This window comes from Methylocapsa acidiphila B2, from assembly GCF_000427445.1.
Lineage (GTDB): Bacteria > Pseudomonadota > Alphaproteobacteria > Rhizobiales > Beijerinckiaceae > Methylocapsa > Methylocapsa acidiphila.
Genome location: NZ_KE386496.1, coordinates 1,085,764 through 1,108,015, shown reverse-complemented (window position 1 = coordinate 1,108,015; position 22,252 = coordinate 1,085,764). Strand labels below are relative to the sequence as shown.

Genomic DNA, 22,252 nt, shown 5'->3' with positions numbered 1-22,252 from the left:
GCCATGAGTCCTGACCACGGTTCGGCTCGCCGCGGTTCGGGCGACATCGTCGTCGACCGCCGGTTTCTTTATGCCGAGGCCGCGGCGAGCGAGAACGATCACGCAGCCGCGGCGGAAATCCTGGAGCAAACGCTCGAGCTTGCGCCGAATTGGGCGCCGCTCTGGTTCGCCCTCGCCTGCGCTTATGAGAAAACAGGACGCCGCGACCAAGCCGCCGTGGGGTTTTCCCGCGCGGCGGAACTCGATGTGGAAGGCGAGCTCGGAGCCGCGCTCCATCTCGCGCGGCTCGGCGTGGCCGCGCCGCCGGCGGCGGCTCCGATCGGCTATGTGCGAGGCCTGTTCGATCAATATGCCGATCGTTTTGACGCCCATCTCGTCGAAAAGCTTGGCTATCGTGGCCCCGATCTCCTCGCCGCCGCGCTGGCGCGACTCGGGGCGACTCAATTCGGCCATGTCGTCGATCTGGGATGTGGAACCGGACTCTGTGGCGCGCGCTTTCGTTCGGCGAGCCTTCGTCTGAGCGGCGTCGATCTGTCGCCGCGCATGATCCACGCTGCGCGCGAAAGAGGCGTCTATGATCGGCTCGAGATCGGCGCGCTCGATGATTTTCTCGCGCGAGAGCCGGCTGGCGGCGCCAGTCTGGTGCTTGCAGCGGACGTTCTCGTCTATATCGGCGACCTCGCGCCCGTCTCGGCCGCGGCCGCCCGCGTTCTTGAGCCGCAAGGCTATTTCGCCTTCACGCTGCAGCGTGCGCCGGAGGGAGCCTATGGGATCGGCGCGGACCTCCGCTACTCCCACAGCGAGGCCTATGTGAGGCGCGTCGCCTCGGCCGCCGGGCTTTCGATCGCGTTTTTGGAGCAGAACTCGACGCGGAAGGATGTCGGAGCGGATGTCCCGGGGCTGGTGGTCGTGGCCGCCCGCGCGTAAGCTTATCGCCGTGCAAGTCGAGCCGGAAGACTCATTTCCGAATTTGCCGGGGCGATTCGAGCGCTGGTTTTCGGCGCGAGGCTGGAGGCCGCGGGCGCATCAGCTCGACCTTTTGGCGCGCGCCAAGGCGGGAGAAAATGCGCTTCTGATCGCTCCCACGGGCGCCGGCAAGACTCTCGCCGGTTTCTTGCCGAGCCTCGTCGATCTGGAGCGCCCGGAAGCGCGGGGCGATCTTCACACGCTTTATATCTCGCCGCTCAAGGCGCTGGCCGTTGACGTCAAGCGCAATCTGGAGACGCCGATCGCGGATATGGGGCTGCGGATTCGGGTGGAGACGCGGACGGGAGACACCTCCGCTTCCAAGCGCCAGCGCCAACGCCGGGATCCGCCCGACATTTTGCTAACGACTCCGGAACAGCTCGCGCTGCTGCTCGCGAGCGCCGACGCGCAGACCCTGTTCGGCGGCCTCCGGCGCATCGTTTTCGATGAATTGCATGCGCTAGCCTCGTCCAAACGGGGCGATCTGTTGAGCCTCGGCTTCGCGCGGCTGCGCGCCATCGCGCCGGATCTTCGCGCCATTGGCCTGTCCGCAACGGTGCGCGACCCGGACGAATTGCGTCGCTGGCTTGCGCCGCAAGCGTCGGGCGGTCCGCCAAACATGGCCGCTCTCGTCACGGCGACCGCTGGCGCGCCGGCTGAGATCTCAATTCTAGACACGAAGGCCGAGCTGCCCTGGGCCGGCCACACCGCGCGTCATGCGCTAGCCGAGATCTATGCCGAGATCAAGGCGGCGCATATGACCCTGATATTCGTCAACACCCGGGCGCAGGCCGAGTTCGTTTTCCAGGAGCTTTGGCGGCGCAATGACGACGCGCTCGCAATCGCCCTCCATCACGGTTCGCTCGACGTGGCGCAGCGGCGGCGCGTGGAAGAGGCGATGGCGGCGGGACGCCTCAAGGCCGTGGTCTGCACCTCGACGCTCGACCTCGGCATTGATTGGGGCGACGTCGATCTCGTCATCAATGTCGGCGCGCCCAAAGGGGCGAGCCGCCTCGCCCAGAGGATCGGCCGCGCCAATCATCGCCTCGACGAGCCCTCCCGAGCCTTGCTCGTGCCGGCCAATCGGTTTGAAATGCTGGAATGCCGCGCCGCCGTCGAGGCGGCGCGGGAGGGCGTGCAAGACACGGCGCGGGCGAGGGCGGGCGGGCTCGACGTCTTGTGCCAGCATATTCTGGGCATGGCCTGCGCCGCGCCTTTCGACGCCGATGCGCTCTTTCTCGAAATCGCCTCGGCCGAGCCCTATTCCGGGCTGACGAAGGAGACGTTTGACTCCGCGCTCGCCTTCGTCGCCACAGGCGGGTACGCTTTGGCGGCTTACGAGCGCTACGCCAAGATAAGGCGCATGAAGGATGGGCGCTGGCGGATCGCCAATGGCCGCGTCGCCCAATCCTATCGGATGAATGTCGGTACGATCGTCGAGGCCGACATGCTGAAAGTGCGTCTTGTGCGCGGCGGCGGGGAGGCGGGCAGGGCCTATACCGGTCCCTTGCGCCGGGCCGGGCGAGTTCTCGGCGAGATCGAGGAATCCTTCATCGAAATGCTCGCGCCGAAGGACACGTTTCTGTTCGGCGGCGAAATCCTCGCCCTTCAAGGCGTCGTGGAGGATGAAGCTCTCGCGGCGCGAAGCCATGCCGAGGCGCCGAAAATTCCGTCCTACGCCGGCGGCAAGTTTCCTCTCTCGACCTATCTCGCCATGCGGGTGCGCGCGCTACTTGCGACTCCCGCAGACTGGAAGACCTTGCCGAAGCAGGTCGCGCAATGGCTCGAGCTGCAAAGGCGCCGATCGGCCCTTCCGACGCGCGACGACCTCTTGATCGAGACTTTTCCGCGTGGAGGTCGATTCTATCTCGTCTGCTATCCGTTCGAGGGCCGGCTCGCGCATCAGACCCTGGGCATGCTGCTCACCCGCCGGATGGAGCGCGCGGGGATGAAGCCGATCGGCTTCGTCGCCAATGATTACGCGCTTTGCGTTTGGTCTCTGTCCGATATTGGAACGCTCTGCGTCGAGCGGCCGGCGCGACTCGACGAACTCTTCGCCGAGGACATGCTCGGCGACGACCTCGAACAATGGCTGCGCGAGGCGGCCATGATGAAGCGCACCTTCCGGAATTGCGCCATTATCGCCGGCCTGATCGAACGAAATTTTCCGGGCCGGGAGAAGACGGGACGGCAGGTCCGAATCTCGACCGACCTTATTTACAATGTTCTGCTGCAGCACGAGCCGGACCATATATTGCTGCGGGCCGCGCGCGCCGACGCCGCGACCGGCCTCCTCGACATCGAGCGGCTTGGCCAAATGCTCGCGCGGGCGCGGGGCAAAATCATCCACAAGGCTCTTGACCGGCTCTCACCTCTGGCGGCGCCGATCATGCTCGAAATCGGCCGCGAATCGGTCTATGGCGAAGCGCAGGACGCGATTCTCGCGGAAGCGGCGGAAGAGCTTGCGGAGGAAGTCATGGCGGAGCCGGCCATCGCCGCGCAGCGCGGTCGCGGCGCCGTCCGCCGGTGAGGACGAGCCTCGCCTTCACAGCGCGCCGGCCCCCCGCACAGCTGAAGGTAGGCGCGGCGCATATGATCGCCGATCCTGCGGGCGCGCTTTTCTGGCCCGAGGAGCGCCTGCTCATCGTCGCCGATCTCCACCTCGAAAAGGGCTCGGCCTTCGCGGCGCGGCGCGTTTTTCTACCCCCTTATGACACCGCGGCGACGCTCGCCGCACTCGCCGGCCTCGTTGCCGCCTACCGTCCCCGCACGGTCGCCGCGCTTGGCGATTCCTTTCATGACGTCCGCGCGGGCGAGCGCCTTGGAGCGGAGGATCGTGGCCGAATCCGCGCCCTGCAGGCCGGGCGCGCCTGGATCTGGATCGCCGGCAACCATGACAGGGACCTTCCGAACGGCCTCGAAGGCGAGACATGCCGAGAGCTTTACATCGGAGAGATCGTCTTGCGCCACGAACCTCGACCTGGTCAGTCCGTCGGCGAGATCGCGGGCCATCTCCATCCGGTCGCCAGGGTGGCGGGCCGGGCTGGATCGGTTAGGCGCCGCAGCTTTTTGTGCGATGGCGAGCGCTGCGTCCTACCGGCTTTCGGCGCCTTCGCGGGCGGGCTCAATATTCATGATTCGGCGTTCTCGCCCCTTTTTGGACGGGGAGGGGCGGGCGACGACGTGATCGCCCATGTCATGGGCCACGACGAGGTCTACGCCGTGCCGCGTCGCCGCTGCCTGCCGGATTGACGCGCGCAAAGTCGGACGGTGGAAAGATGGCTGCGCGCCTTTGCTGGAGGCCGGAGATCTCAGAGCATCTCTCGAAAGAGCGAACCAACTTTTGCGAGCTTTAGACATCGGACAGATCCGACCTCCGATGAGACCATGCTCCGACTTATTGATTTGGTGCGAGTTCTTGTTGATTGGACATTTCCGTCCAATCGGAGCGCGCTACAGGCAGCGTGCCATCCTCGCGGCCGCTTTGGAGCGTGGTCTTCGACGGCGCTCTCAGGCCCGGCGCTTCATTCGCGGCCTGATCGACGGGTTGGGGCCTGAAGGATTCCGCCGTCTTCCGGCCGGCGGCCAGATCGGCGGCATTGAGCCGCGCGCCAAGTTCGTCCCGCCGTTTCGCCGCTTCGGGGTCGCCTTGCGCCGCGGCTATGGCGAACCACGCATAAGCCTGCACGAGATTTTGCGGCGTTCCGAATCCGCGCGCGAGAAGGACCGCCAGGTTGAACTGGCTGTCGGCCACGCCCGCCTCGGCTGCCTTCGCGAACCAGAGCGCGGCGGTGACGTAATTGGGTCTATTGTCTGAATTCTCGACGGCGAGAACGCCGAGATTATGCATGGCGCGCGTGTTTCCTTGTTCCGCCGCGGCCAGATAGAGCTTCACCGCGCGGGCGAGATCGCGCGGCGCGCCGAGCCCTTTTTCATAAAGCGTCGCCAGCCGATATTGCGCCTTTGCGAGCCCTTGCCGCGCGGCCCTGTCGAACCATTGCGCCGCCGATTTCAAGTCGCGCGGACGATCGCGTCCGTCTTCGAAGCGCAGAGCGAGGTCGAACTGCGCCATCGCATCGCCGGCCTCGGCCAGCTCCTCTAGGTTTTCGACGCCTCGGCGCGACGTTTCGAGCAGCGCAGGAGTTGCGCCGGCCGGCGCCGCCTCAGCGACGCTGGCCCCAGTCTCGAAAGAATTGGCCTTGATCGGCGCGCTTCCGACGATGGCTTTGCCGCCGCCGACGTCTTGAATGGATGAGACGGGTCCAATCTGTTGATCGGCGCTCGGGCTCGGCGCATCGCTTTGCGACGACTCGGAAGGTCGAGCGACGGCCTGCGCCGAAGTCGCAGCTTGTCTTCTGCGTCCCACGTCGGCCTTATTTTCCGAGGACGGTCGGGCGAAGCCGTGGATGAGGCCCTTTTCTAATTTTTCGAGGATGCCGGGAGCGAGATCGTCGACTTGCGTGGTTTCGATGAGCTTGCGCGCCAGAGCATAGGCGCTGGTTGCGAGGAGAAACGCGGCGATTACCAGGGCTATCGGTCGCCTCCGCGTGGCGAAGAGGCGGCGGCGTTGACGGTCGGTTTGGGAAGCGCGTCCCGGATTTAATGGGGCGGGGACTTCCGCTCGATCGTCAGCCGATTCGAGCAAATCCTTTTGAGCGGCTTGGGCGGCGCGGCGCGCGGCGGCGATGAAATCCGCGCGGCCGCCCAGGCCGGCTTCGAGGTAATGCGCGATTGAGGACCCGGTGATCTTTTGCGGTTCGAGCTTCGTCTGTACGCTCTGGGGCGCTTCGTCTTCGGCCGGCAGCGAGGTCGCTCCCCTCTGGGGAAGGCCGCTTCCTGGCTCGAGCAGAATTTCCGAGGATTCGGGCGCGCCGCCTTCGCCGAGCGGCCTTCCCTCGAAGGCGATCTGAGCCGGAGCCGCGGGGTTATTGGAAGAGCTGCCCCAGGCGGCGCGTCCAGGGGCTTGATCCTGGGGGCGGTGCGTGAACAGGGGGGTGAGGCTCGGCCCGAGAAGGGAGCCGAGGCGCGCCGGGCGCAGCAGGCCAATGTCTGCCTCGGCCTTGACCAGCCGATCTGCGACCTTGTCGACGGTTTCGCGCAAAGCGCTCAGCGTCAAATCGGTGCGCCGGTCCGCCGCTTCCTGGGCCGCCCGCAAGTTGGCGATCTCTTCGGCGACGCTCGGCGCGCCCTGGCCGCTCGGAGAGGGGAATTCGATCGCCGTCGCGCTGGTCGTCGCCGAGGGCGCGGCGGACGCAGCTTCGGAAGCATTTCGACGCAGTTCCTCGATTTGGCTGAAGAGGCCGGCGATCGAATGGTCGAGCGAACTCAGAGACGCAAAGGCCTTGTCGGTCGCATCCAACCGCTCGGCGAGCCGCCCCATCTCGCGTTCCAGAGCCTCAATCGCTGCGTCGATTGACGAATCGCCGCTGACCGACTGGATTTTGTCCGCAAGCGTGCCGACCATTTTCGTGAGCTTGCTGGTCTCGGCAGAGGCGGAGGCCAAGCCGGCCTCCATCCGCGCGCTGAGCTGACGTCCATAGGCTTCGATTCGGTCTAAAAGCGCGTCATTACCGCTGCGCTCCTCGTCCTTGGGAGCCGTCGCGCCATAGTCCTCGGCAGGCGACACGGAAGATGGGCCCGCCGAATCCCTCTCCAAATGACGCGAATCCAAATCGTCGAGCGGCGCCTCAGTTGTCCGCAGCGACACGTGATCGGGGGCTTCGATACGTGCGGAAATTTCAGCCGACGCAGGGCTGTGAGGGACCTCGTCCTGAACTCTGTCTTGGCCAACGCGCCGCGCGTTTCGCTGCGGCGCAGCTGGCCAGTCTTGCTCGAGCAATGCAGAGGGCGAAGTTGTTTCGGCCGAGACCTCGCGCGGATCAGCGATGTCGTCGTTTTGGCGCGAGCCTGACGACGAGTTCAAATCGGCGTCGATGAGCCGATTCGCGTCCGCCGCGTCCGCCTCGCTCGGATGTGGGGCGTCCGGCGTGAAAGCTTGCTGCCTCGGCTCGCTCTCGAGGCCCGTGGCTGACGTCTTGAAACTCGCGTCGGCGGCTCTCGCCGCCCGCGGGGCGCGAAGCTCCGACAGCGAAGAAGAGTCAGGCCAGCGGCTCGTCGAAGCGCCATCGAGCGACAGCTCGCCCGCGCGCGAATGCGAGACGCCGCGGCACATGTCATCGAGCTTCCGAGCGAGCTCGGCGAGATCGTTTCTGCCGCCGGCGGGAACCTGCGCCTGGACCGGCATGGCTGCGTTGAGCTGTGAAAGGAGATCCGATCGGAAAGGAAATCCGGCCCTCGGAGCGCCTTCCGGGCGCCCGTTTGGCGGCGTCGCGGCGGCGGCCTGTCTGCGCCGGCGCGCAAGGCCCCGAAGCGCCGCCTCGATCTCCCGGAGAGCCTCCTTCAAATAGAAGTCCTCGACGTCGGGTCCTTGCCCCGCGCCGAGAATCGCTTCGAGAGCGTCGAGCTTTTCGGGCAGGCTGGCGAAATCCGCTCCTCCGGCGGGGTCTGTCGCGTCATAGGCCGAGAGCGCGCGGTTGACGGCGAGCATGGCTTCGCTGGCGCGCAGCCGCAGGAGGTCCGTCCCGCCGCCAGATCGCGCCTCTTCCGCCCCACGCTCGTCTCGAGCCGCGTCGCTCATATGAAATGCGTCTCGTGAATCCCACGTCCTCGTGCTTGCGCCAGATGGGGCGACAGGTCCCACGGCGGTCTGATCCCTCCAAACGCCATCGGCGCTGCGGAAAAAGGCCGGCGACGACGAGGCGCCGAGTCGGTCCGGCGCCGCGCATGCGTTTTGAGAATCCGGGTCGATTCGCTCGACATTTGGCGCGGTCGCTTCGTTCATTGGTCGGTCCGGATGGATCGCTCGCGTCCTAAAATGGAGCGAAAAACGGGTGGAATTGCGGTCCGATCAAAAGGGATTTGTCGATCTATCTGTACGTGTGGCAGCGGAGACATTCTAAGCCTCGGGTAAACAGGACGTTAAACGCAGAGCCGCCGGTCGAGGCGACGACTCTCGATATGGTTGTTTTGTGCAATGATACACTTTTTAGTTGTGTCATGTTCCAAATTCGCCTATTTTTTTCAAGTTGAATTTCACCATGAATTGGAGGTGACGATGGATACGAACCCTGCGCCCGAAGGCAATTTCGGGCCGCAAGACGGCTTGCGCCGTATTCCGCGTGAATCCGAGCCCTTAGGGCGTCGCGGGCAAAATCAGATGTCGCCGGAAGTGCTCGTAATGCCGTCGAGCGGAGCAACGACAGGGTGGAGCACGATTCGCGAGATGGCGCGCGATTTCGGCGTCAGCATTCGCGCGCTGCGTTTTTACGAGGATCGCGGCTTGCTTCATCCCCGGCGGGAGGGCACGGCGCGCCGATATAGCGCCCGCGACCGCCTGCACCTCAAGATGATCCTCAAAGGCAAGCAGCTCGGTTTCACCTTGGCCGAGATCCACGACATTCTCGCTGCGCGCGAGGTGGCGAGCCCGGATGGTCGCTCGGCGTCGGAACATGCGCTTGCGGCGGGCTTCGAGGGGGCTGATCTGCGGGATCTCGAATTCGACTCGACGGATTTGGAAATGGGCTTGCCGCCAGAGCAGATCATGGCGCAGATTGATCACCTCGAAAGGCAGCGCCGCGACCTCGACGAAGCGATCGGCGCGCTGAAGGATGCGCATCAGCGCCTCCTCGAATCGTCTCGCCGCTGCGCGGCTTCATAGACTTTTCGGCCGCAAGTCAGAGCGCCGAGGCGGACCGGAGCTTGTAGGCGGCGAGGGCCCCGTCTGATGGGCGCGCATTTCCGCTCGAACGTCCAGAAGCGGCCGGTGCGCAATCGGACCGTTTCCAGGGCATGGCCGACTGATGCGAGAGCGCAATCTGTATTGCGCAATGTTTGCGCCGTGCGTCGGCGGGCGCTTCAGCTGGACTCTGGCGCTACGGGAGCCTCAATCAGAGACCGTTTTTGGCAAACGATCGGCCGGGCGAAAGGGCTTGCGCGCGGGTCGAAGCGCTGCTCGAGCGGAACCGAATTGGCCTTCGAATCTTGTCTTAGACTGGTCGAGATCATATGTAGTCAAACGTCAATGGAAGGCCCGCGGGAGAGAGGCCGCCTCGTCGCGTCGGGCCGGCCGCGCAGTTGGGAAGGCGTCGATGCCGAGCTACAAAGCGCCCGTCGAAGAGGTGTTGTTCCTTCTGCGCGACGTGTTCGACATCGAGCGGCGCGGCGATCTGCCTGGTTTCGCCGAGGCGACGCCGGACTTGATCGAGGCCATCCTTTCCGAAGCGGCGAAGCTTTGCGAAGACGCGGTTCAGCCTTTGAATCAACTTGGCGACCGGGTTGGTTGCACGCGTCACCCCGACGGCAGGGTCGAGACGCCTCAGGGCTTCAAGGACGCCTATCGCGCTTTTGTCGCGGGGGGGTGGCTAGGACTCTCCGCCCCACCGGAATTCGGCGGCCAGGGATTGCCGTTCACGCTCGCGACAATCGTCAACGAATTCGCAAGCTCTGCGAATATGGCTTTCGCCATGTATCCGGGATTGAGCCAGGGCGCGCTCGCAGCGATTCTCACCCATGGCTCCGAATCGCAGAAAAAAATCTTCGCGCCCAAGCTCATCAGCGGCGCGTGGTCGGGGACCATGAACCTGACCGAATCCCATTGTGGCACCGATCTCGGCATGTTGAAAACCAAGGCCGTTCCGAGCGCGGATGGGTCTTACGAGATTTTCGGACAGAAGATTTTCATCTCGGCCGGCGAGCATGACCTCGCCGAGAACATCATTCATCTCGTGCTCGCGCGGATCGAGGGCGCGCCCGCCGGCGTCAAGGGCATTTCGCTTTTCGTCGCGCCGAAATTTCTGATCGAGGCGGATGGGTCTCTGGGCGCGCGCAACAAGGTTGCTTGCGGCTCGATCGAGCGCAAAATGGGGATCCACGGCAATTCGACCTGCGTCATGAATTATGACGGCGCGAAAGCTTGGCTCGTCGGCGAGCCGAACAAAGGCTTGAACGCCATGTTCGTCATGATGAACGAAGCGCGTCTCGGCGTCGCGATCCAGGGCCTTGCGGTCTCGGAGGTCGCCTATCAGAACGCCGCTTCCTACGCCAAGGACCGCCTTCAAGGCCGCTCCCTGGCGGGGCCGAAATATCCCGAAAAGCCGGCCGATCCGATCATCGTCCATCCCGACGTGCGGCGCAATCTGATGACGATCCGCGCCTTCAACGAAGCCGCGCGCGCGCTTATCCTCTGGACGGCCCTTGAGAGCGACGTCGCGCATCGCACGGCGGATGCGGCCGAGCGTCAAGCGGCGACCGATCATCTCGCGCTTCTGACTCCGGTGTTGAAAGGCGTGCTGACGGACGTCGGCTTTGACAACACGGTCAAGGCGCAGCAGGTCTTCGGCGGCCATGGCTATATTTCCGAATGGGGCATGGAGCAGTTCGTCCGCGACGCTCGGATCGCCATGATCTATGAAGGCGCCAATGGCGTTCAGGCGCTTGATCTCGTCGGCCGCAAGCTCGCCCGGGACGGCGGGCGCGCGATTATGAGCTTTTTCACCACGGTGAGGTCTTTCATCAAAGAGAATGACGCGGAGCCGGAGCTGAAACCCTATCTGGCCGGGGTGCGGCAAGGCGCCGATCATCTCGAGCAGGCGACGTTATGGTTCATGCAAAACGCCATGGCGAAGCCGGACCAAGCAGGCGCGGGCTCCTATGACTATATGCATCTCCTCGGCCTCGTCGCGTTGGGGTTCATGTGGGCGCGAATCGCCAAGGCTGCGCTCGCCGCCCGAGCCAATGAGCCGGCGCGCGCCGCCCCGATGGAGGCCAAATTGCTCATAGGAAAATATTTCATGGAGCGCATCATGCCCGAGACTGGCGCGCATTTGGCGCGAATCACGGCTGGATCAGATACGCTGATGGCTATGCCGGCCGAGCAGTTTTGAACCGCGCCGCTCGGCCGCTGCCAATTTGATCGAGCGGTCGATCGTTTCCGAGCGGGTCGGCGCGAAGCGAGGAAAGCAAGATGGCGGAAGCCTTCATCTATGATCACGTCCGCACGCCGCGCGGCCGCGGCAAGCCGGACGGCGCCTTACACGAGGTGTCGAGCCTCGGCCTCGCGAGCGGGGTCCTGCGCGCGGTCAAGGATCGTAACGGCCTCGACACGAAGCTCGTCGATGATGTGATTCTCGGTTGCGTCGATCCCGTCGGCGAGGCAGGCGGAGACATCGCGCGCGCTTCCGCCCTCACGGCCGATTACGGCGATCATGTACCGGGCGTGCAGATCAATCGGTTTTGCGCGTCTGGCCTAGATGCGGTCAATTTCGCGGCCGCGCAGGTCATGGCGGGGCAGCATGATTTGACCATTGGCGGCGGCGTTGAATCGATGAGCCGCGTCGGCCTCGGCGCATCGGGCGGCGCGTGGCCGGTCGATCCTGCGATCGCGATTAAGTCTTATTTCATGCCGCAGGGCGTCTCAGCCGATTTGATTGCGACCAAATATGGCTTTTCCCGCGACGACGTCGATCTCTATGCCGTCCGCTCGCAGCAGCGGGCCGCGAGCGCTTGGGAGCAGGGCCGGTTCGATCTGGCGATCGCGCCGGTGCGCGACGTCAACGGGCTCACCCTTCTCGCCAAGGACGAACATATGCGGCCGTCGACCGACATGCAGTCGCTCGCGGGTTTGAAGCCGTCCTTCGTGATGTTGGCGGAGCAGGGCGGTTTCGACGCGGTGGCGATCGACGCGCATCCAGAGATTGAAAAGATCGTCCATGTTCACCATGCGGGCAATTCCTCCGGCATCGTCGACGGAGCCGCCGCGGTTCTCCTCGGCTCCGCCGAAGCGGGGCGCGCGGCGGGCCTGAAGCCGCGCGCGAAAATTCGCGCTTTCGCCAATATCGGTTCGGAGCCGGCGATGATGTTGACCGGGCCGGTGGACGTGACGAAAAAGGTCTTGGCGCGGGCCAAGATGACGCTCGCCGACATCGATCTCTTCGAGATCAACGAAGCCTTCGCCGCGGTCGTGTTGCGCTATCTTCAAGCGTTCGATCTCGATGTGGAAAAGGTCAATGTGAACGGCGGCGCGATCGCCATGGGCCATCCGCTCGGGGCGACGGGCGCGATATTGCTCGGAACCGCGCTCGACGAACTCGAACGTTCTGGCAAGGCGACGGCGCTCGTCACCTTGTGCATCGGCGCCGGCATGGGCACGGCGACGATTATCGAGCGGACGTAGTTTTGGCCGCAGGTCGCGAGGACAGCGACCGATCGCCCGAAGAATTAGGTCGAGGCGAGTTGATAGCGTGGGGACGGGCTGATGAATCTCACAAATTTCCGCCTCGAGACGGATTCGGACGGCGTCGCCCTGTTGACTTGGGACATGCCCGGCCGGTCGATGAATGTCATCACGCCCGACGTGATCGATGAGCTCGAAAAAGTCGTCGAGCATGTCGCCGCCGACGCCGCAATCAAGGGCTGCGTCATCACATCTGGCAAGGAGACCTTCTCCGGCGGCGCCGATCTTTCGATGCTTCAGGTCGCAGCCGCCGAATATCGGAAGGCGCTGCGGGACAAAGGCGAAGAGGAGGCCGCGAGGCTATTTTTCGAGGCTTCGCGGCGCTTGTCGCTCGTCTATCGCAAGCTCGAGACATGCGGCAAGCCCTTCGCCGCGGCGATCAACGGACTTTGTCTCGGCGGCGCCTTCGAGCTTGCGCTCGCCTGCCATTACCGCGTCGTCGCCGACGTCGACAAGGCGCGGGTCGGCTTGCCGGAAATCAAGGTTGGCCTATTCCCTGGTGCGGGCGGAACCCAGCGGGTCGCGCGGCTGATGCACACGGGCGACGCTCTACAGATGTTGTTCAAAGGAGAGCAGATCAGGCCGAAGGCTGCCAAGACGATGAATCTCGTGCATGAGGCCGCGCCGGCCGGGGAGATTCTCGCCAGGGCCAAGTCCTTTATCGCCGGCGGCGGCAAAGGCGTCGCGCCTTGGGATGAGAGCACATTCAAGCTGCCCTCCGGCAAGGTGTTCTCTCCGCAGGGCATGATGGTCTGGCCGGCTGCGAACGCGATTTATCGGCGCGAAACGCACGATAATTATCCCGCGGCGAAGGCTATTCTCCACAGCGTCTATGAGGGCCTGCAACTGCCCATGGATCTTGCGCTACGCGTCGAATCACGCTGGTTCGCAAAGATCCTGCGGTCGCCGGAAGCGGCGGCGATGATCCGCACCTTGTTTGTGTCGATGGGGGAATTGAACAAGGGGGCGCGCCGTCCGGCCCATGCGCCTGCCGCCCCAATCAAGAAAGTAGGCGTGATCGGCGCGGGCTTCATGGGCGCCGGAATAGCCTATGTGACCGCCGGCGCCGGCATGGACGTCGTGTTGATCGATCGCGATCAGGCCGCGGCGGACAAAGGTAAATCCGTCTGCGATCAGCTCATCTCCGGGCAAGTGCTGAAGGGCCGCGCCAAAACCGCCGAGAAGGAGGCGCTGCTCGGCCGGATCAAGCCCAGCGCCGACTACGAAGATCTCGCCGGCGCGGATCTGGTGATCGAGGCGGTCTTCGAGGATCGCGCGATCAAGGCCGACGTCACGCGCAAAGCGCGTCTCGCCCTCGGGCCGAACGCCGTCTTCGCCTCGAATACGTCGACCTTGCCGATCGGCTCTCTCGCGGAGGCTTACGCCGAGCCCGAGCAATTCATCGGGATTCACTTTTTCTCGCCGGTCGAAAAAATGGCGCTCGTCGAAGTCATCCTCGGCGAGAAGACCGGCGATCGCGCGCTCGCCGTAGCGTTGGATTTTATTCGCGCGATCAAGAAGACGCCAATCGTCGTCAATGATTCGCGCGGCTTCTTCGCCAATCGTTGCGTCGGCAATTACATTCGGGAAGGCCATCTCATGCTGCTCGAGGGCGCGCCGCCGGCGCTGATCGAGAATGTCGCGAAAATGGCTGGAATGCCGGTTGGGCCGCTCGCGCTCAATGATGAGGTGGCGCTCGATCTCGCCTTGAAAATCCTTGAAGCGACGAAGCAGGATCTCGGCGAGGCGGCGGTTGACGCGGATCAGGAAGCCTTGCTTCGGGCGATGGTCAAGGGTCATGGCCGGCTCGGTCGCAAGAACGGCAAGGGCTTTTACGATTATCCGGCCCAGGGTCCGAAATTCCTCTGGCCGGGCCTCGCTGATTTTCAGAAAGCCAAGCTCGATCCCGATCGGATCGACATCGCCGAATTCAAGCGGCGCTTCCTCGTGGCGCAAGCGCTCGAAGCGGCGCGGGCGATCGAGGAGGGCGTCGTCACCGATCCGCGCGAGGCCGACGTCGGCTCGATCATCGGCTTTGGCTTCGCGCCTTTCACCGGCGGGGTCCTCAGCTATATTGATGGAATGGGCGCGGCGAATTTCGTCGTGCTTTGCGATGAGCTCAGGCGCAAATACGGGCCGCGCTTCACGCCCCCGCAAATCCTGATCGACATGGCCAGAGGCCACGAGACCTTCTATGGCCGTTTCGCCAACGAGGCGAAGCGCGTCGCCTGAGCGCGAGCAGGCGTTGCGCGCTTCGGCGAAGGAAGGGCGCTCTTCAATATTTGGCGACGACGGGCGTTGCCGAAGGCGACAGCCAATCGAACTTATAGTTCAAGCCGACGCGGCCGATATGATACATGGTGCGCGTGCCGAAATTCACGGCGCCGGCGGGCGTCGAGAAATTCGTGTTTCGCGCATTGATGAAATCATACAAATATTCGGCCTTTACGGTGATATTGTTGGTGACGGCGTATTCGCCGCCGATGCCAACCACGCCCACATGCGGCAAGAGGCCGGAGCGCGTCGAGGTGCTCGATCCGCTGGCGTAGAAAGGCGCACCTGTCGCGGCGCTATAATATGTGTTCACAGAACCAAGCGTCGCTCCGCCTGTGAAATAGACCATGAAACGGTCGAACGCATAGCCTATGCGTCCGCGCGCCGTCGCGAAGTCGAGAAATTTCGAGCCGAATGTCGCGCTGCCATATCTGTCTCCGCCGACGAGGACGCCGTTGACAGTGGTCTGGCCTCGGATGCCGCTCCAGGCGTTGTCGACCTCGACGCCAAGCACGACCCCGAACGGCAGTTGATAGTTGAATCCCACCTGCACACCCCCGAGAGGACCGCTCGCCGTGATGCCGCTGCGGCCCTGAAAGGTCGCGTTAAAGTCGCCTGAGGTGACAATATATGGAAAGGCGAAATGATCGATTCCGTAGCCGACGTTCACGCCGGCATAAAAGCCGGTCCAACTGAAAGCCGGCGGCGGCGGAGGCGGCGTGAAGACCGGCTCGCTTACCCTGGAAGGAAGATCGGCTGCATGGCCTGTGCCGGCAGCGCAGAGCGCTAGAGACGCGGCTGCGGCCAATGTCGAGACAGCGACGCATGCACGGCGGCGCATGGTGACGGAAGCCGCGGCGGTCTTTCTCTTATCCATGATGGCGTGAATGCGCACGGCCCTAGCTCCTGCTCCAAGACGTTCTTAGGAGACAATCAAAAGCGGTTCGCTGCGCATTCGGCAAGCTCGGCTCTGCCCAAAGCCATGGATTTCAAATTGCTGTTGCGGATGAGCCACGACCTGGGCGGGGCATTTCAACCGATCCCGCTTTAAGGAGCGGCTTGCTTAGCCAGGCCGGAAAAAGGAAAGGCGGGAGCAGGCGTTCCGCCCGCATCCCGCTCCCAATAATCCGAATCGATCTGTTTGCTGATCTTCGCTTGTAGGATCTTGGATCGCTTCGATCCAAGATCATCCTACGGAGTCGCTCAAATGTCAGCGTCTTGCTGCTCGAGCTTTTCCTTGCCCTCGAGATCCTCGCCGGTCTGTTGATCGACGATCCGCATCGAGAGGCGCACCTTGCCGCGATCGTCGAAGCCAAGAAGCTTGACCTTGACTTTGTCGCCTTCCTTCACGACGTCGGAGGATTTCGCGACCCGTCCCTTGGCGAGTTGAGAAATATGAACGAGACCATCCTTCGAGCCGAAGAAATTCACGAAGGCGCCGAAATCCACGACCTTGACGACCGTGCCGTCATAGATCTGCCCGACTTCGGGATCGCTTGCGATGGATTTGATCCAATTGATGGCGGCGCGAATCGAATTGGCGTCGGACGAGGCGACCTTCACGGTTCCGTCGTCCTCGATATTGATCTTGGCGCCGGTCTTCTCGACGATTTCGCGGATGACCTTGCCGCCGGTGCCGATCACTTCCCGGATCTTGTCGGTCGCGATCTTGAAGGTTTCGATGCGCGGCGCGAACTCGCCGAGCTCAGCCCTCGCGCCGGTGAGCGCCTTCGCCATTTCGCCGAGAATGTGGAGCCGGCCCGCTTTCGCCTGATCGAGGGCGACGCGCATGATCTCCTCGTTGATGCCGGTGATCTTGATGTCCATCTGCAAGGAGGTGATGCCCTCCTCGGTGCCGGCCACCTTAAAATCCATGTCGCCGAGATGGTCCTCGTCGCCAAGTATGTCGGAAAGCACCGCAAAGCGCTCGCCTTCCAAGATCAAGCCCATGGCGATGCCGGCGGTCGGCCGCTTCAAGGGCACGCCGGCGTCCATCAAGGCGAGCGAGGAGCCGCAGACGGTCGCCATAGAGGATGACCCATTAGACTCGGTGATCTCGGAGACAATCCGCACCGTATAGGGGAATTCCGCCGCAGTCGGCAGCATGGGATGGATCGCGCGCCAGGCGAGCTTGCCATGACCGATCTCGCGCCGGCCCGGGGAGCCCATGCGGCCGGTCTCGCCGACCGAATAGGGAGGGAAATTATAGTGAAGCAGGAAGCGCTCCTTGTAGGTGCCTTCCAGGCTGTCGACGAATTGCTCGTCCTCGCCAGTGCCGAGGGTCGCGACGACCAGGGCCTGCGTCTCGCCGCGCGTGAACAGGGCCGAGCCATGCGTGCGCGGCAGAATGCCGACTTCCGCGAGGATCGGCCGAACCGTTTTGACGTCGCGGCCGTCGATCCGGATTCCGACGTCGAGAATGTTCCAGCGCACGACCTTGGCTTGCAGGTCGTGAAAGACCGCGGCGACCTCTTCCTTGGAGAATTTGGTCTCGTCCTCGGTCGAGAACAGCGCTGCGGCGACCTTCGCCTTGACCGCGTCGACTGCAGCGTAGCGGTCTTGCTTCGAGGTGATCTTATAGGCCTCGCGCAAATCGGCCTCGGCGATCTGGCGCACCGCCGCCTCGACCTCGGAATGGTCGGCCACGATCAAATCGCGGGGCTCCTTGGCGGCGCGCTCGGCGAGCCGGATGATTGCGTCGATGACGGGCTGAAAGCCGCGGTGGCCGGCCATCACGGCTTCGAGCATGGTCGCCTCGGAAAGCTCCTTGGCCTCGGATTCGACCATGAGCACGGCGTCGCCCGTGCCGGCGACGACGAGGTCGAGGGCAGAGTCTTTCAATTCCTCGATCGTCGGGTTGAGTTTCACGGCGCCATTGATGAAGCCGACGCGCGCTGCGCCGACGGGCCCCATGAATGGAATGCCGGACAAAGTCAGCGCCGCTGAGGTCGCGACCATGGACAGAATGTCCGGATCATTTTCGAGGTCATGCGACAGCACGGTCACGACGACCTGCGTGTCATTGCGGTAGCCCTCGGGAAAAAGCGGGCGGATCGGGCGGTCAATCAGGCGGGAGACGAGCGTCTCCTTTTCCGAAGGGCGTCCTTCGCGCTTGAAGTAGCCGCCGGGAATGCGCCCCGCAGCGAAGGCTTTTTCCTGGTAATTGACAGTTAGCGGGAAAAAGTCCTGGCCGGGCTTTGCCGCCTTGGCGGAAACGACCGTCGCGAGAACAGTGGTTTCGCCGTAGGTGGCGACGACGGCGCCGTCCGCCTGACGGGCGATCTTGCCGGTCTCAAGCACGAGCTTACGCCCGGCCCAGTCGATTTCTTCACGATGGATTTCAAACATTCATTCGTCTTTCTTCTTGTGGAAAGGCGAGGATGAAAGCCAGAGCAAGACGGCTAGAAGCTGTCGCGAGAGCGGATGACCGCTCGAGACAGCGCCTGGCGATCCTGCCATGGCGCGCTCTCCTCACCTGGTTGTGGAGCGGCGACCCCTTGCCGCCGCGCCCATCGGAGCGACGCTTGGTCGCTTCGGCTAAAATAGAGAGGCGGTGATGAAGTCCCATGCCGCTCTATGCTTTGCTCGAGCTTTCGAAGAGCTTCGAGATCGATTCAAGACGACGCAGAAACGCGCCGCAGGCTCGAATCGGGACAGGACGTCCTACCATGTCTCAGCGGACGCTGCTGCGTCTCTTATGAGTCGAGGACTCTTTCGCGCTCTGTCCCATTTCGGTTGAAGCGCCGGCAAACCGACATCACCTCGAAGGATCAGCGCTTTAAAAAGCTTTCGAGACTCTCAGTTAGGCCGAAAATTCGTCGCCGCGCAATGCGCGCGGAAGGCGAAGAATTCTGGCCATCGGAGCCTAACGACAGGGCTTTGGCTTCCAGGGTTGCGAAACGCGCCTGGCGCCCTTTGCGCCGAATTTGACGCAGTCCGGCCGGAAGGCTCCGAATCGAAGCTATCGGCGGATGCCGAGGCGTTCGATCAAGGATTTATAGCGAGGCTCGTCCCTCGCCTTGACATAGTCTAGGAGCTGACGGCGCTGGGAGACAAGCTTGAGCAAGCCGCGCCGGGAATGATTGTCCTTGACATGAGTCTTGAAGTGTTCGGTCAAATTGGCGATCCGTTCGGTCAGGATCGCAACTTGAACTTCCGGCGAGCCGGTATCGCCCGATTTTTGCGCATATTCCTTCACGAGCGCTTGCTTGCGCTCCGCTGTAATCGACATCGGTCAGACCTTTCGATGAAGTGACGACAGGAGGCGCCGAGAAGCGCCTCATCCGTTCGCCATTGGGGGTTTTTCCAGCCGCGCCGCCCGGCCGGGATGTCGTCCAGCGGGGTTTCGGCAGTTGGGCCGCGCAATGATTGCGGATTGCTCCCTATACACGAAACGGGCGGCAAGGGAAGAGGCTCGCGCGAATCGCCGTCGCTTCGCGGTTGACGGCGCTTGGAGATCGCCTCGACGCGGCGGTTTTAGATTTCAACGTTGGATTCTCGGCCTGGCGCAATCTCATTTTCGTTCGGTAGGTTTTTCAGCAACACGGAATCCGCCGCGCCGTAGCGGAAACTGCGCCAAATGCCGCTGCGTAATGGAAGCCATTATTCATCGCAATATTTCACCTCTTGTTTGGCTGAGCGTCCTACGATGACGCTAACTCAGCGATGATCTATTTTTAAGAGTGGGACTATTTATAATGATCTTGGATATTTTCCGAGAATTTTCCAAAAGGCTTCCTGGGGAAAGGCTCGAGCAATTCATCCCCGTGGCCACCGCTTTTTGCATTTTCCTATGGTGCGCCGCTTGCGCCGCAAAAGCCTGCTTCAGCGTCCAACGAAAAGGCGCGCAGGCGCATGGCGTGCTGGCGATCGCGCATTCGGGCCAGGACGGAGGAGGGGCGGCGATCTGCGAGGAACTCGCCGGCGAGGCCGCGAAAAAAGGCGTGACGGCGGCCTCCTTGCAGGGACTTCACGCTTATTTGCGCGAGGCTGGGGTATCTGACGCCGACATTCCCGGACGGATGCAAGGCGCGCTTGATCGCATGGCTGAATTGCGCGCGAGACTGGCGGCGAGCGACGCTTTCTCTCAGGGCGAGTCCAATGTCCAGGCTGAGGCCTTGGCTTGCTTCGACCGCGGTGATCTCGCCTCCGCGAGACAACTGTTGTTCCACGCGGCGGACGATGCCGTCGGCGCGGGCGCGCGGGCCGAGCGTTATGTCGCCGCCGCTTCGATCGACCATCTGCTGCTCGACTATCGCGCGGCGGCCGAAGCCTATTGCGCCGCCGAGGCATCGCTCGAAACGGCGTTGGCCGATGGCGCGGACCCCTTAAAAAAATGGCGGCTGCGCATGGAGCAGGGGCGAGCGCTTCTCGCCGCCGCCTCCGCTGACGCCGATTGGCGGAATTTTGTCGAGGCGATCGACGCCTATCGCGGCGCCCTCGATTTGGTTGCGCGCGCGGCGGCGCCGCTCGATTGGGCGGAGTGCCAATATTGTCTCGGCGAGGCGTGCCTAGCTTTCGGCCTGTCGGAAAAGGATCCAGATCGGGTGGAGGAAGCAATCGACGCTTATCTCGCCGCGCTGGAGGAATGGACGAGGGAGCGCGCGCCTTTCGATTGGGCGAAGACGCAAAATAGCCTGGGGGACGCCTTGCTCGCCCTCGGCGAAGACGAGGGCGAAGGAGACAGGCTTCGTCCCGCGGTCGAGGCCTATCGCGCCGCGCTTCAGGAATGGACGAGAGAGACAGCCCCGATGCTATGGGCGATGACGCAGGCCAATCTCGGCGATGCGCTCGAGGCCCTGGGCGCGCGCACGGACGGACAAGAAGCGCTTCGGCAGGCGGTCGAGGCCTATGAGGCGGCAGTCAACGGCGGCGCGGGCGATCTCGATCCATCGAGCGCCGCCGCGACCAACGCGGCGCTCGGCGATGCGCTCCTAGCAATGAGCGCCCGCGAAGAGACCCCCGGGGCGCTCGAGAGATCTGCGGAAGCCTATCGCACGGCGCTCGCTCTTCAAGGCCCCGACGCGCCGCCGCTCGAGAGGGCGAAAATTCAGGTCAATCTCGCCTATGTCCTGGGCTCTCTTTCGAGCCGGAGCCGGAATCGTAGCTTACTCGGAGAAGCGCTCGCCTTGGTGGACGTTGCCGTCGCCGCGATCAAAGGCGGCGGCGCCAAGAAAGATATTCAAGCGGCCGAGAATGCGCAGAAAACGCTTCGCGAGGCTCTCGCGCGGACTTGATGCGGCTTCTTGGGGAGCTTCGCCAGCGGCCGGATTTTGCTGGCTGCGTCATTCCGCCGCGTGCGCGTGTTTTTGACACAGGGCGGAGGTCGCGGTACAGGGCGCACATAAGGCCGCTCGGCGTCGCCGCGCGGCCAGGGGATGGGGTGCCCCCTCTAACCGCCGGTCCGGCTGATGACTCCTATTAAACACGGCGCTCCCGCGGAGCGCCGGCGGGTCGTTATGCTTTGGAGAGTGTGGTTATGGAACAAGACGTTTCGATATTTTTGGCGCCCGTCATGATCATCGTCGGCGGGGGCTTGATCGCCAGCGGCCTCCTCACCCTATTCAATTATCAATTCTATAAGACCAAGCTTCAGGCCATTGGCGCCTTGGTCGGCGGCATCGCGCTCATTGGAACGCTGGAACTCATGTTTCTCAGCGGCAACAGCGTCAGCAATTTCTTCTTCCAAGCTCAGAAGCAGCAGGTGACCGCCTGCGAGCTCGTGGGCGAGGCCGCCCATCCCGAACAAAGAGGGACGCATAACAGCCCGGAAATTCGTCAGACGATCGTCGCCTGTCTGAACCAGGCGGGATATGAATGGGCCGGAGAACACCATAATTGCCGCGAAGCTCCGATCGCGACCAATCCCTATTGCTATCTCCCGACCGACTTTTTCAGCCGCGCCTTCACGCATGTGCAGCTGGTCTTCGAATAATTTTCGCAAATTGCTGATTTAGCGCGATCCGGCGCGGACTGTCGCGCCGGTCAGAGGCCCTTGTATTTCCGCCAGCCTTCGGCGCGAAGGAGGCAGGCGGGACAAGATCCGCAGCCATAGCCCCATTCTCGCCGGACGCCGCGCTCGCCGAGATAGCAAGTGTGGGTCGTCTCGACGATGAGGTCGACGAGCGCGGCGCCGCCCAATCCTTCCGCCAGCCGCCAAGTGTCGGCTTTGTCGAGCCACATCAGGGGGGTCTCGACGATGAACCGGGCGTCCATGCCGAGGTTTAGAGCGATTTGCATCGCTTTGATCGAATCGTCGCGGCAGTCGGGATAGCCGGAAAAGTCGGTTTCGCACATGCCTCCGACAATCCGACGTACGCCGCGCCGATAGGCGAGCCCGGCAGCGAAAGTCAGGAACAAGAGATTGCGCCCCGGCACAAATGTGTTCGGCAGGCCGTTTGCGTCGAGGGCGATTTCGACCTCCTGGGTCAGGGCCGTGGCGGAGAGTCCGGGCAACGCCTCGATGGGGATGATCTGGTCGGGACCAAGCCGGTCGCGCCAGGCGGGAAAGCCGCGGCTAAGCGCGTCCAGGATCGCCGGGCGTTGGTCGAGTTCGATCCGATGCCTCTGGCCATAATCGAATCCGATCGTTTCGACATAGGCGTAGCGGTCGAGCGCATAGGCGAGGCAGGTCGTCGAGTCCTGCCCGCCGGAGAAAAGCACGAGGGCCTTTTCGTTCATCGACCAATCTCGTTCATGGACCAAATCTCCAAAGGCCGGCGT

Annotated in this window: 14 protein-coding genes and 1 riboswitch; of the genes, 9 read left to right on the top strand and 5 right to left on the bottom strand. The window is 63.3% G+C overall.

Going from position 1 to position 22,252, the window contains the following annotated elements; all coding sequences use genetic code 11:
* Positions 1-3 precede the first annotated feature (3 nt).
* The 3 genes from METAC_RS0106970 to pdeM all read left to right on the top strand — a co-directional run bounded on the left by METAC_RS0106970 (position 4) and on the right by pdeM (position 4,218).
* Positions 4-927 (top strand): class I SAM-dependent DNA methyltransferase, encoded by a 924-nt coding sequence (locus METAC_RS0106970; protein WP_026606477.1) that lies wholly within the window; start codon positions 4-6, stop codon positions 925-927.
* Positions 890-3,496: a ligase-associated DNA damage response DEXH box helicase gene (locus tag METAC_RS0106965; RefSeq protein WP_084143935.1), complete on the top strand. Its 2,607-nt coding sequence runs from the start codon at positions 890-892 to the stop codon at positions 3,494-3,496. Before METAC_RS0106970 ends, METAC_RS0106965 begins: the two co-directional genes overlap by 38 nt.
* A gap of 62 nt (positions 3,497-3,558) precedes the next feature.
* Entirely contained in the window at positions 3,559-4,218 is a 660-nt protein-coding gene (gene pdeM, locus METAC_RS0106960) for a ligase-associated DNA damage response endonuclease PdeM (RefSeq protein ID WP_051335797.1), read from the top strand.
* Positions 4,219-4,363: 145 nt separating this feature from the next.
* Here the strand turns inward: pdeM and METAC_RS0106955 are convergent, their stop codons facing one another.
* Positions 4,364-7,807: a tetratricopeptide repeat protein gene (locus METAC_RS0106955; RefSeq protein ID WP_026606474.1), complete on the bottom strand. Its 3,444-nt coding sequence runs from the start codon at positions 7,805-7,807 to the stop codon at positions 4,364-4,366.
* Between the two features lie 273 nt (positions 7,808-8,080).
* Here METAC_RS0106955 and METAC_RS0106950 point away from each other — a divergent pair, with 273 nt between their 5' ends.
* The 4 genes from METAC_RS0106950 to METAC_RS0106925 all read left to right on the top strand — a co-directional run bounded on the left by METAC_RS0106950 (position 8,081) and on the right by METAC_RS0106925 (position 14,488).
* Entirely contained in the window at positions 8,081-8,683 is a 603-nt protein-coding gene (locus tag METAC_RS0106950) for a MerR family transcriptional regulator (protein WP_245257435.1), read from the top strand.
* Positions 8,684-9,113: 430 nt separating this feature from the next.
* A complete protein-coding gene (locus METAC_RS0106940; protein WP_026606472.1) occupies positions 9,114-10,907 on the top strand; it encodes an acyl-CoA dehydrogenase C-terminal domain-containing protein in 1,794 nt (597 codons plus the stop codon).
* Positions 10,908-10,987: 80 nt separating this feature from the next.
* Positions 10,988-12,196 (top strand): acetyl-CoA C-acetyltransferase, encoded by a 1,209-nt coding sequence (locus METAC_RS0106930; protein WP_026606471.1) that lies wholly within the window; start codon positions 10,988-10,990, stop codon positions 12,194-12,196.
* A gap of 81 nt (positions 12,197-12,277) precedes the next feature.
* Entirely contained in the window at positions 12,278-14,488 is a 2,211-nt protein-coding gene (locus METAC_RS0106925) for an FAD-dependent oxidoreductase (protein WP_026606470.1), read from the top strand.
* Positions 14,489-14,531: 43 nt separating this feature from the next.
* Here the strand turns inward: METAC_RS0106925 and METAC_RS0106920 are convergent, their stop codons facing one another.
* The 3 genes from METAC_RS0106920 to rpsO all read right to left on the bottom strand — a co-directional run bounded on the left by METAC_RS0106920 (position 14,532) and on the right by rpsO (position 18,761).
* Positions 14,532-15,425, bottom strand: coding sequence for an outer membrane protein (locus tag METAC_RS0106920; RefSeq protein ID WP_051335430.1), 894 nt, complete (start codon positions 15,423-15,425; stop codon positions 14,532-14,534).
* 308 nt (positions 15,426-15,733) lie between these two features.
* Positions 15,734-17,878 carry a polyribonucleotide nucleotidyltransferase gene (gene pnp, locus METAC_RS0106915; RefSeq protein ID WP_026606468.1) on the bottom strand — a complete coding sequence of 715 codons (2,145 nt, stop codon included), beginning with the start codon at positions 17,876-17,878 and terminating at the stop codon, positions 15,734-15,736.
* Between the two features lie 613 nt (positions 17,879-18,491).
* Positions 18,492-18,761: a 30S ribosomal protein S15 gene (gene rpsO / locus METAC_RS0106905; protein ID WP_026606466.1), complete on the bottom strand. Its 270-nt coding sequence runs from the start codon at positions 18,759-18,761 to the stop codon at positions 18,492-18,494.
* 466 nt (positions 18,762-19,227) lie between these two features.
* Between rpsO and METAC_RS0106895 the strand changes: the two genes are divergently transcribed.
* Together METAC_RS0106895 and METAC_RS0106890 are read left to right on the top strand one after the other, a co-directional pair.
* Positions 19,228-20,766 carry a tetratricopeptide repeat protein gene (locus METAC_RS0106895; RefSeq protein ID WP_026606465.1) on the top strand — a complete coding sequence of 513 codons (1,539 nt, stop codon included), beginning with the start codon at positions 19,228-19,230 and terminating at the stop codon, positions 20,764-20,766.
* Positions 20,767-20,894: 128 nt separating this feature from the next.
* Positions 20,895-20,957: riboswitch (Fluoride riboswitch) on the top strand.
* A 51-nt stretch (positions 20,958-21,008) separates the two neighbouring features.
* The gene (locus tag METAC_RS0106890; RefSeq protein WP_026606464.1) at positions 21,009-21,464 is read left to right on the top strand and encodes a hypothetical protein; all 456 of its coding nucleotides are present in this window, start codon (positions 21,009-21,011) and stop codon (positions 21,462-21,464) included.
* A gap of 50 nt (positions 21,465-21,514) precedes the next feature.
* Here the strand turns inward: METAC_RS0106890 and queC are convergent, their stop codons facing one another.
* Positions 21,515-22,210: a 7-cyano-7-deazaguanine synthase QueC gene (queC, locus tag METAC_RS0106885; RefSeq protein WP_026606463.1), complete on the bottom strand. Its 696-nt coding sequence runs from the start codon at positions 22,208-22,210 to the stop codon at positions 21,515-21,517.
* Positions 22,211-22,252: the final 42 nt, after the last annotated feature.

What these genes read in the sequence shown, in the direction of transcription:
- METAC_RS0106950 (WP_245257435.1), top strand. Translation starts at nt 8,081, where the DNA reads ATGGATACGAACCCTGCGCCCGAAGGCAATTTCGGGCCGCAAGACGGC.
- METAC_RS0106930 (WP_026606471.1), top strand. Translation starts at nt 10,988, where the DNA reads ATGGCGGAAGCCTTCATCTATGATCACGTCCGCACGCCGCGCGGCCGC.
- pdeM (WP_051335797.1), top strand. Translation starts at nt 3,559, where the DNA reads ATGATCGCCGATCCTGCGGGCGCGCTTTTCTGGCCCGAGGAGCGCCTG.
- METAC_RS0106895 (WP_026606465.1), top strand. Translation starts at nt 19,228, where the DNA reads ATGATCTTGGATATTTTCCGAGAATTTTCCAAAAGGCTTCCTGGGGAA.
- pnp (WP_026606468.1), bottom strand. Translation starts at nt 17,878, where the DNA reads ATGTTTGAAATCCATCGTGAAGAAATCGACTGGGCCGGGCGTAAGCTC.
- rpsO (WP_026606466.1), bottom strand. Translation starts at nt 18,761, where the DNA reads ATGTCGATTACAGCGGAGCGCAAGCAAGCGCTCGTGAAGGAATATGCG.
- METAC_RS0106955 (WP_026606474.1), bottom strand. Translation starts at nt 7,807, where the DNA reads ATGAACGAAGCGACCGCGCCAAATGTCGAGCGAATCGACCCGGATTCT.
- METAC_RS0106925 (WP_026606470.1), top strand. Translation starts at nt 12,278, where the DNA reads ATGAATCTCACAAATTTCCGCCTCGAGACGGATTCGGACGGCGTCGCC.
- METAC_RS0106970 (WP_026606477.1), top strand. Translation starts at nt 4, where the DNA reads ATGAGTCCTGACCACGGTTCGGCTCGCCGCGGTTCGGGCGACATCGTC.
- METAC_RS0106940 (WP_026606472.1), top strand. Translation starts at nt 9,114, where the DNA reads ATGCCGAGCTACAAAGCGCCCGTCGAAGAGGTGTTGTTCCTTCTGCGC.
- METAC_RS0106890 (WP_026606464.1), top strand. Translation starts at nt 21,009, where the DNA reads ATGGAACAAGACGTTTCGATATTTTTGGCGCCCGTCATGATCATCGTC.
- queC (WP_026606463.1), bottom strand. Translation starts at nt 22,210, where the DNA reads ATGAACGAAAAGGCCCTCGTGCTTTTCTCCGGCGGGCAGGACTCGACG.
- METAC_RS0106965 (WP_084143935.1), top strand. Translation starts at nt 890, where the DNA reads ATGTCCCGGGGCTGGTGGTCGTGGCCGCCCGCGCGTAAGCTTATCGCC.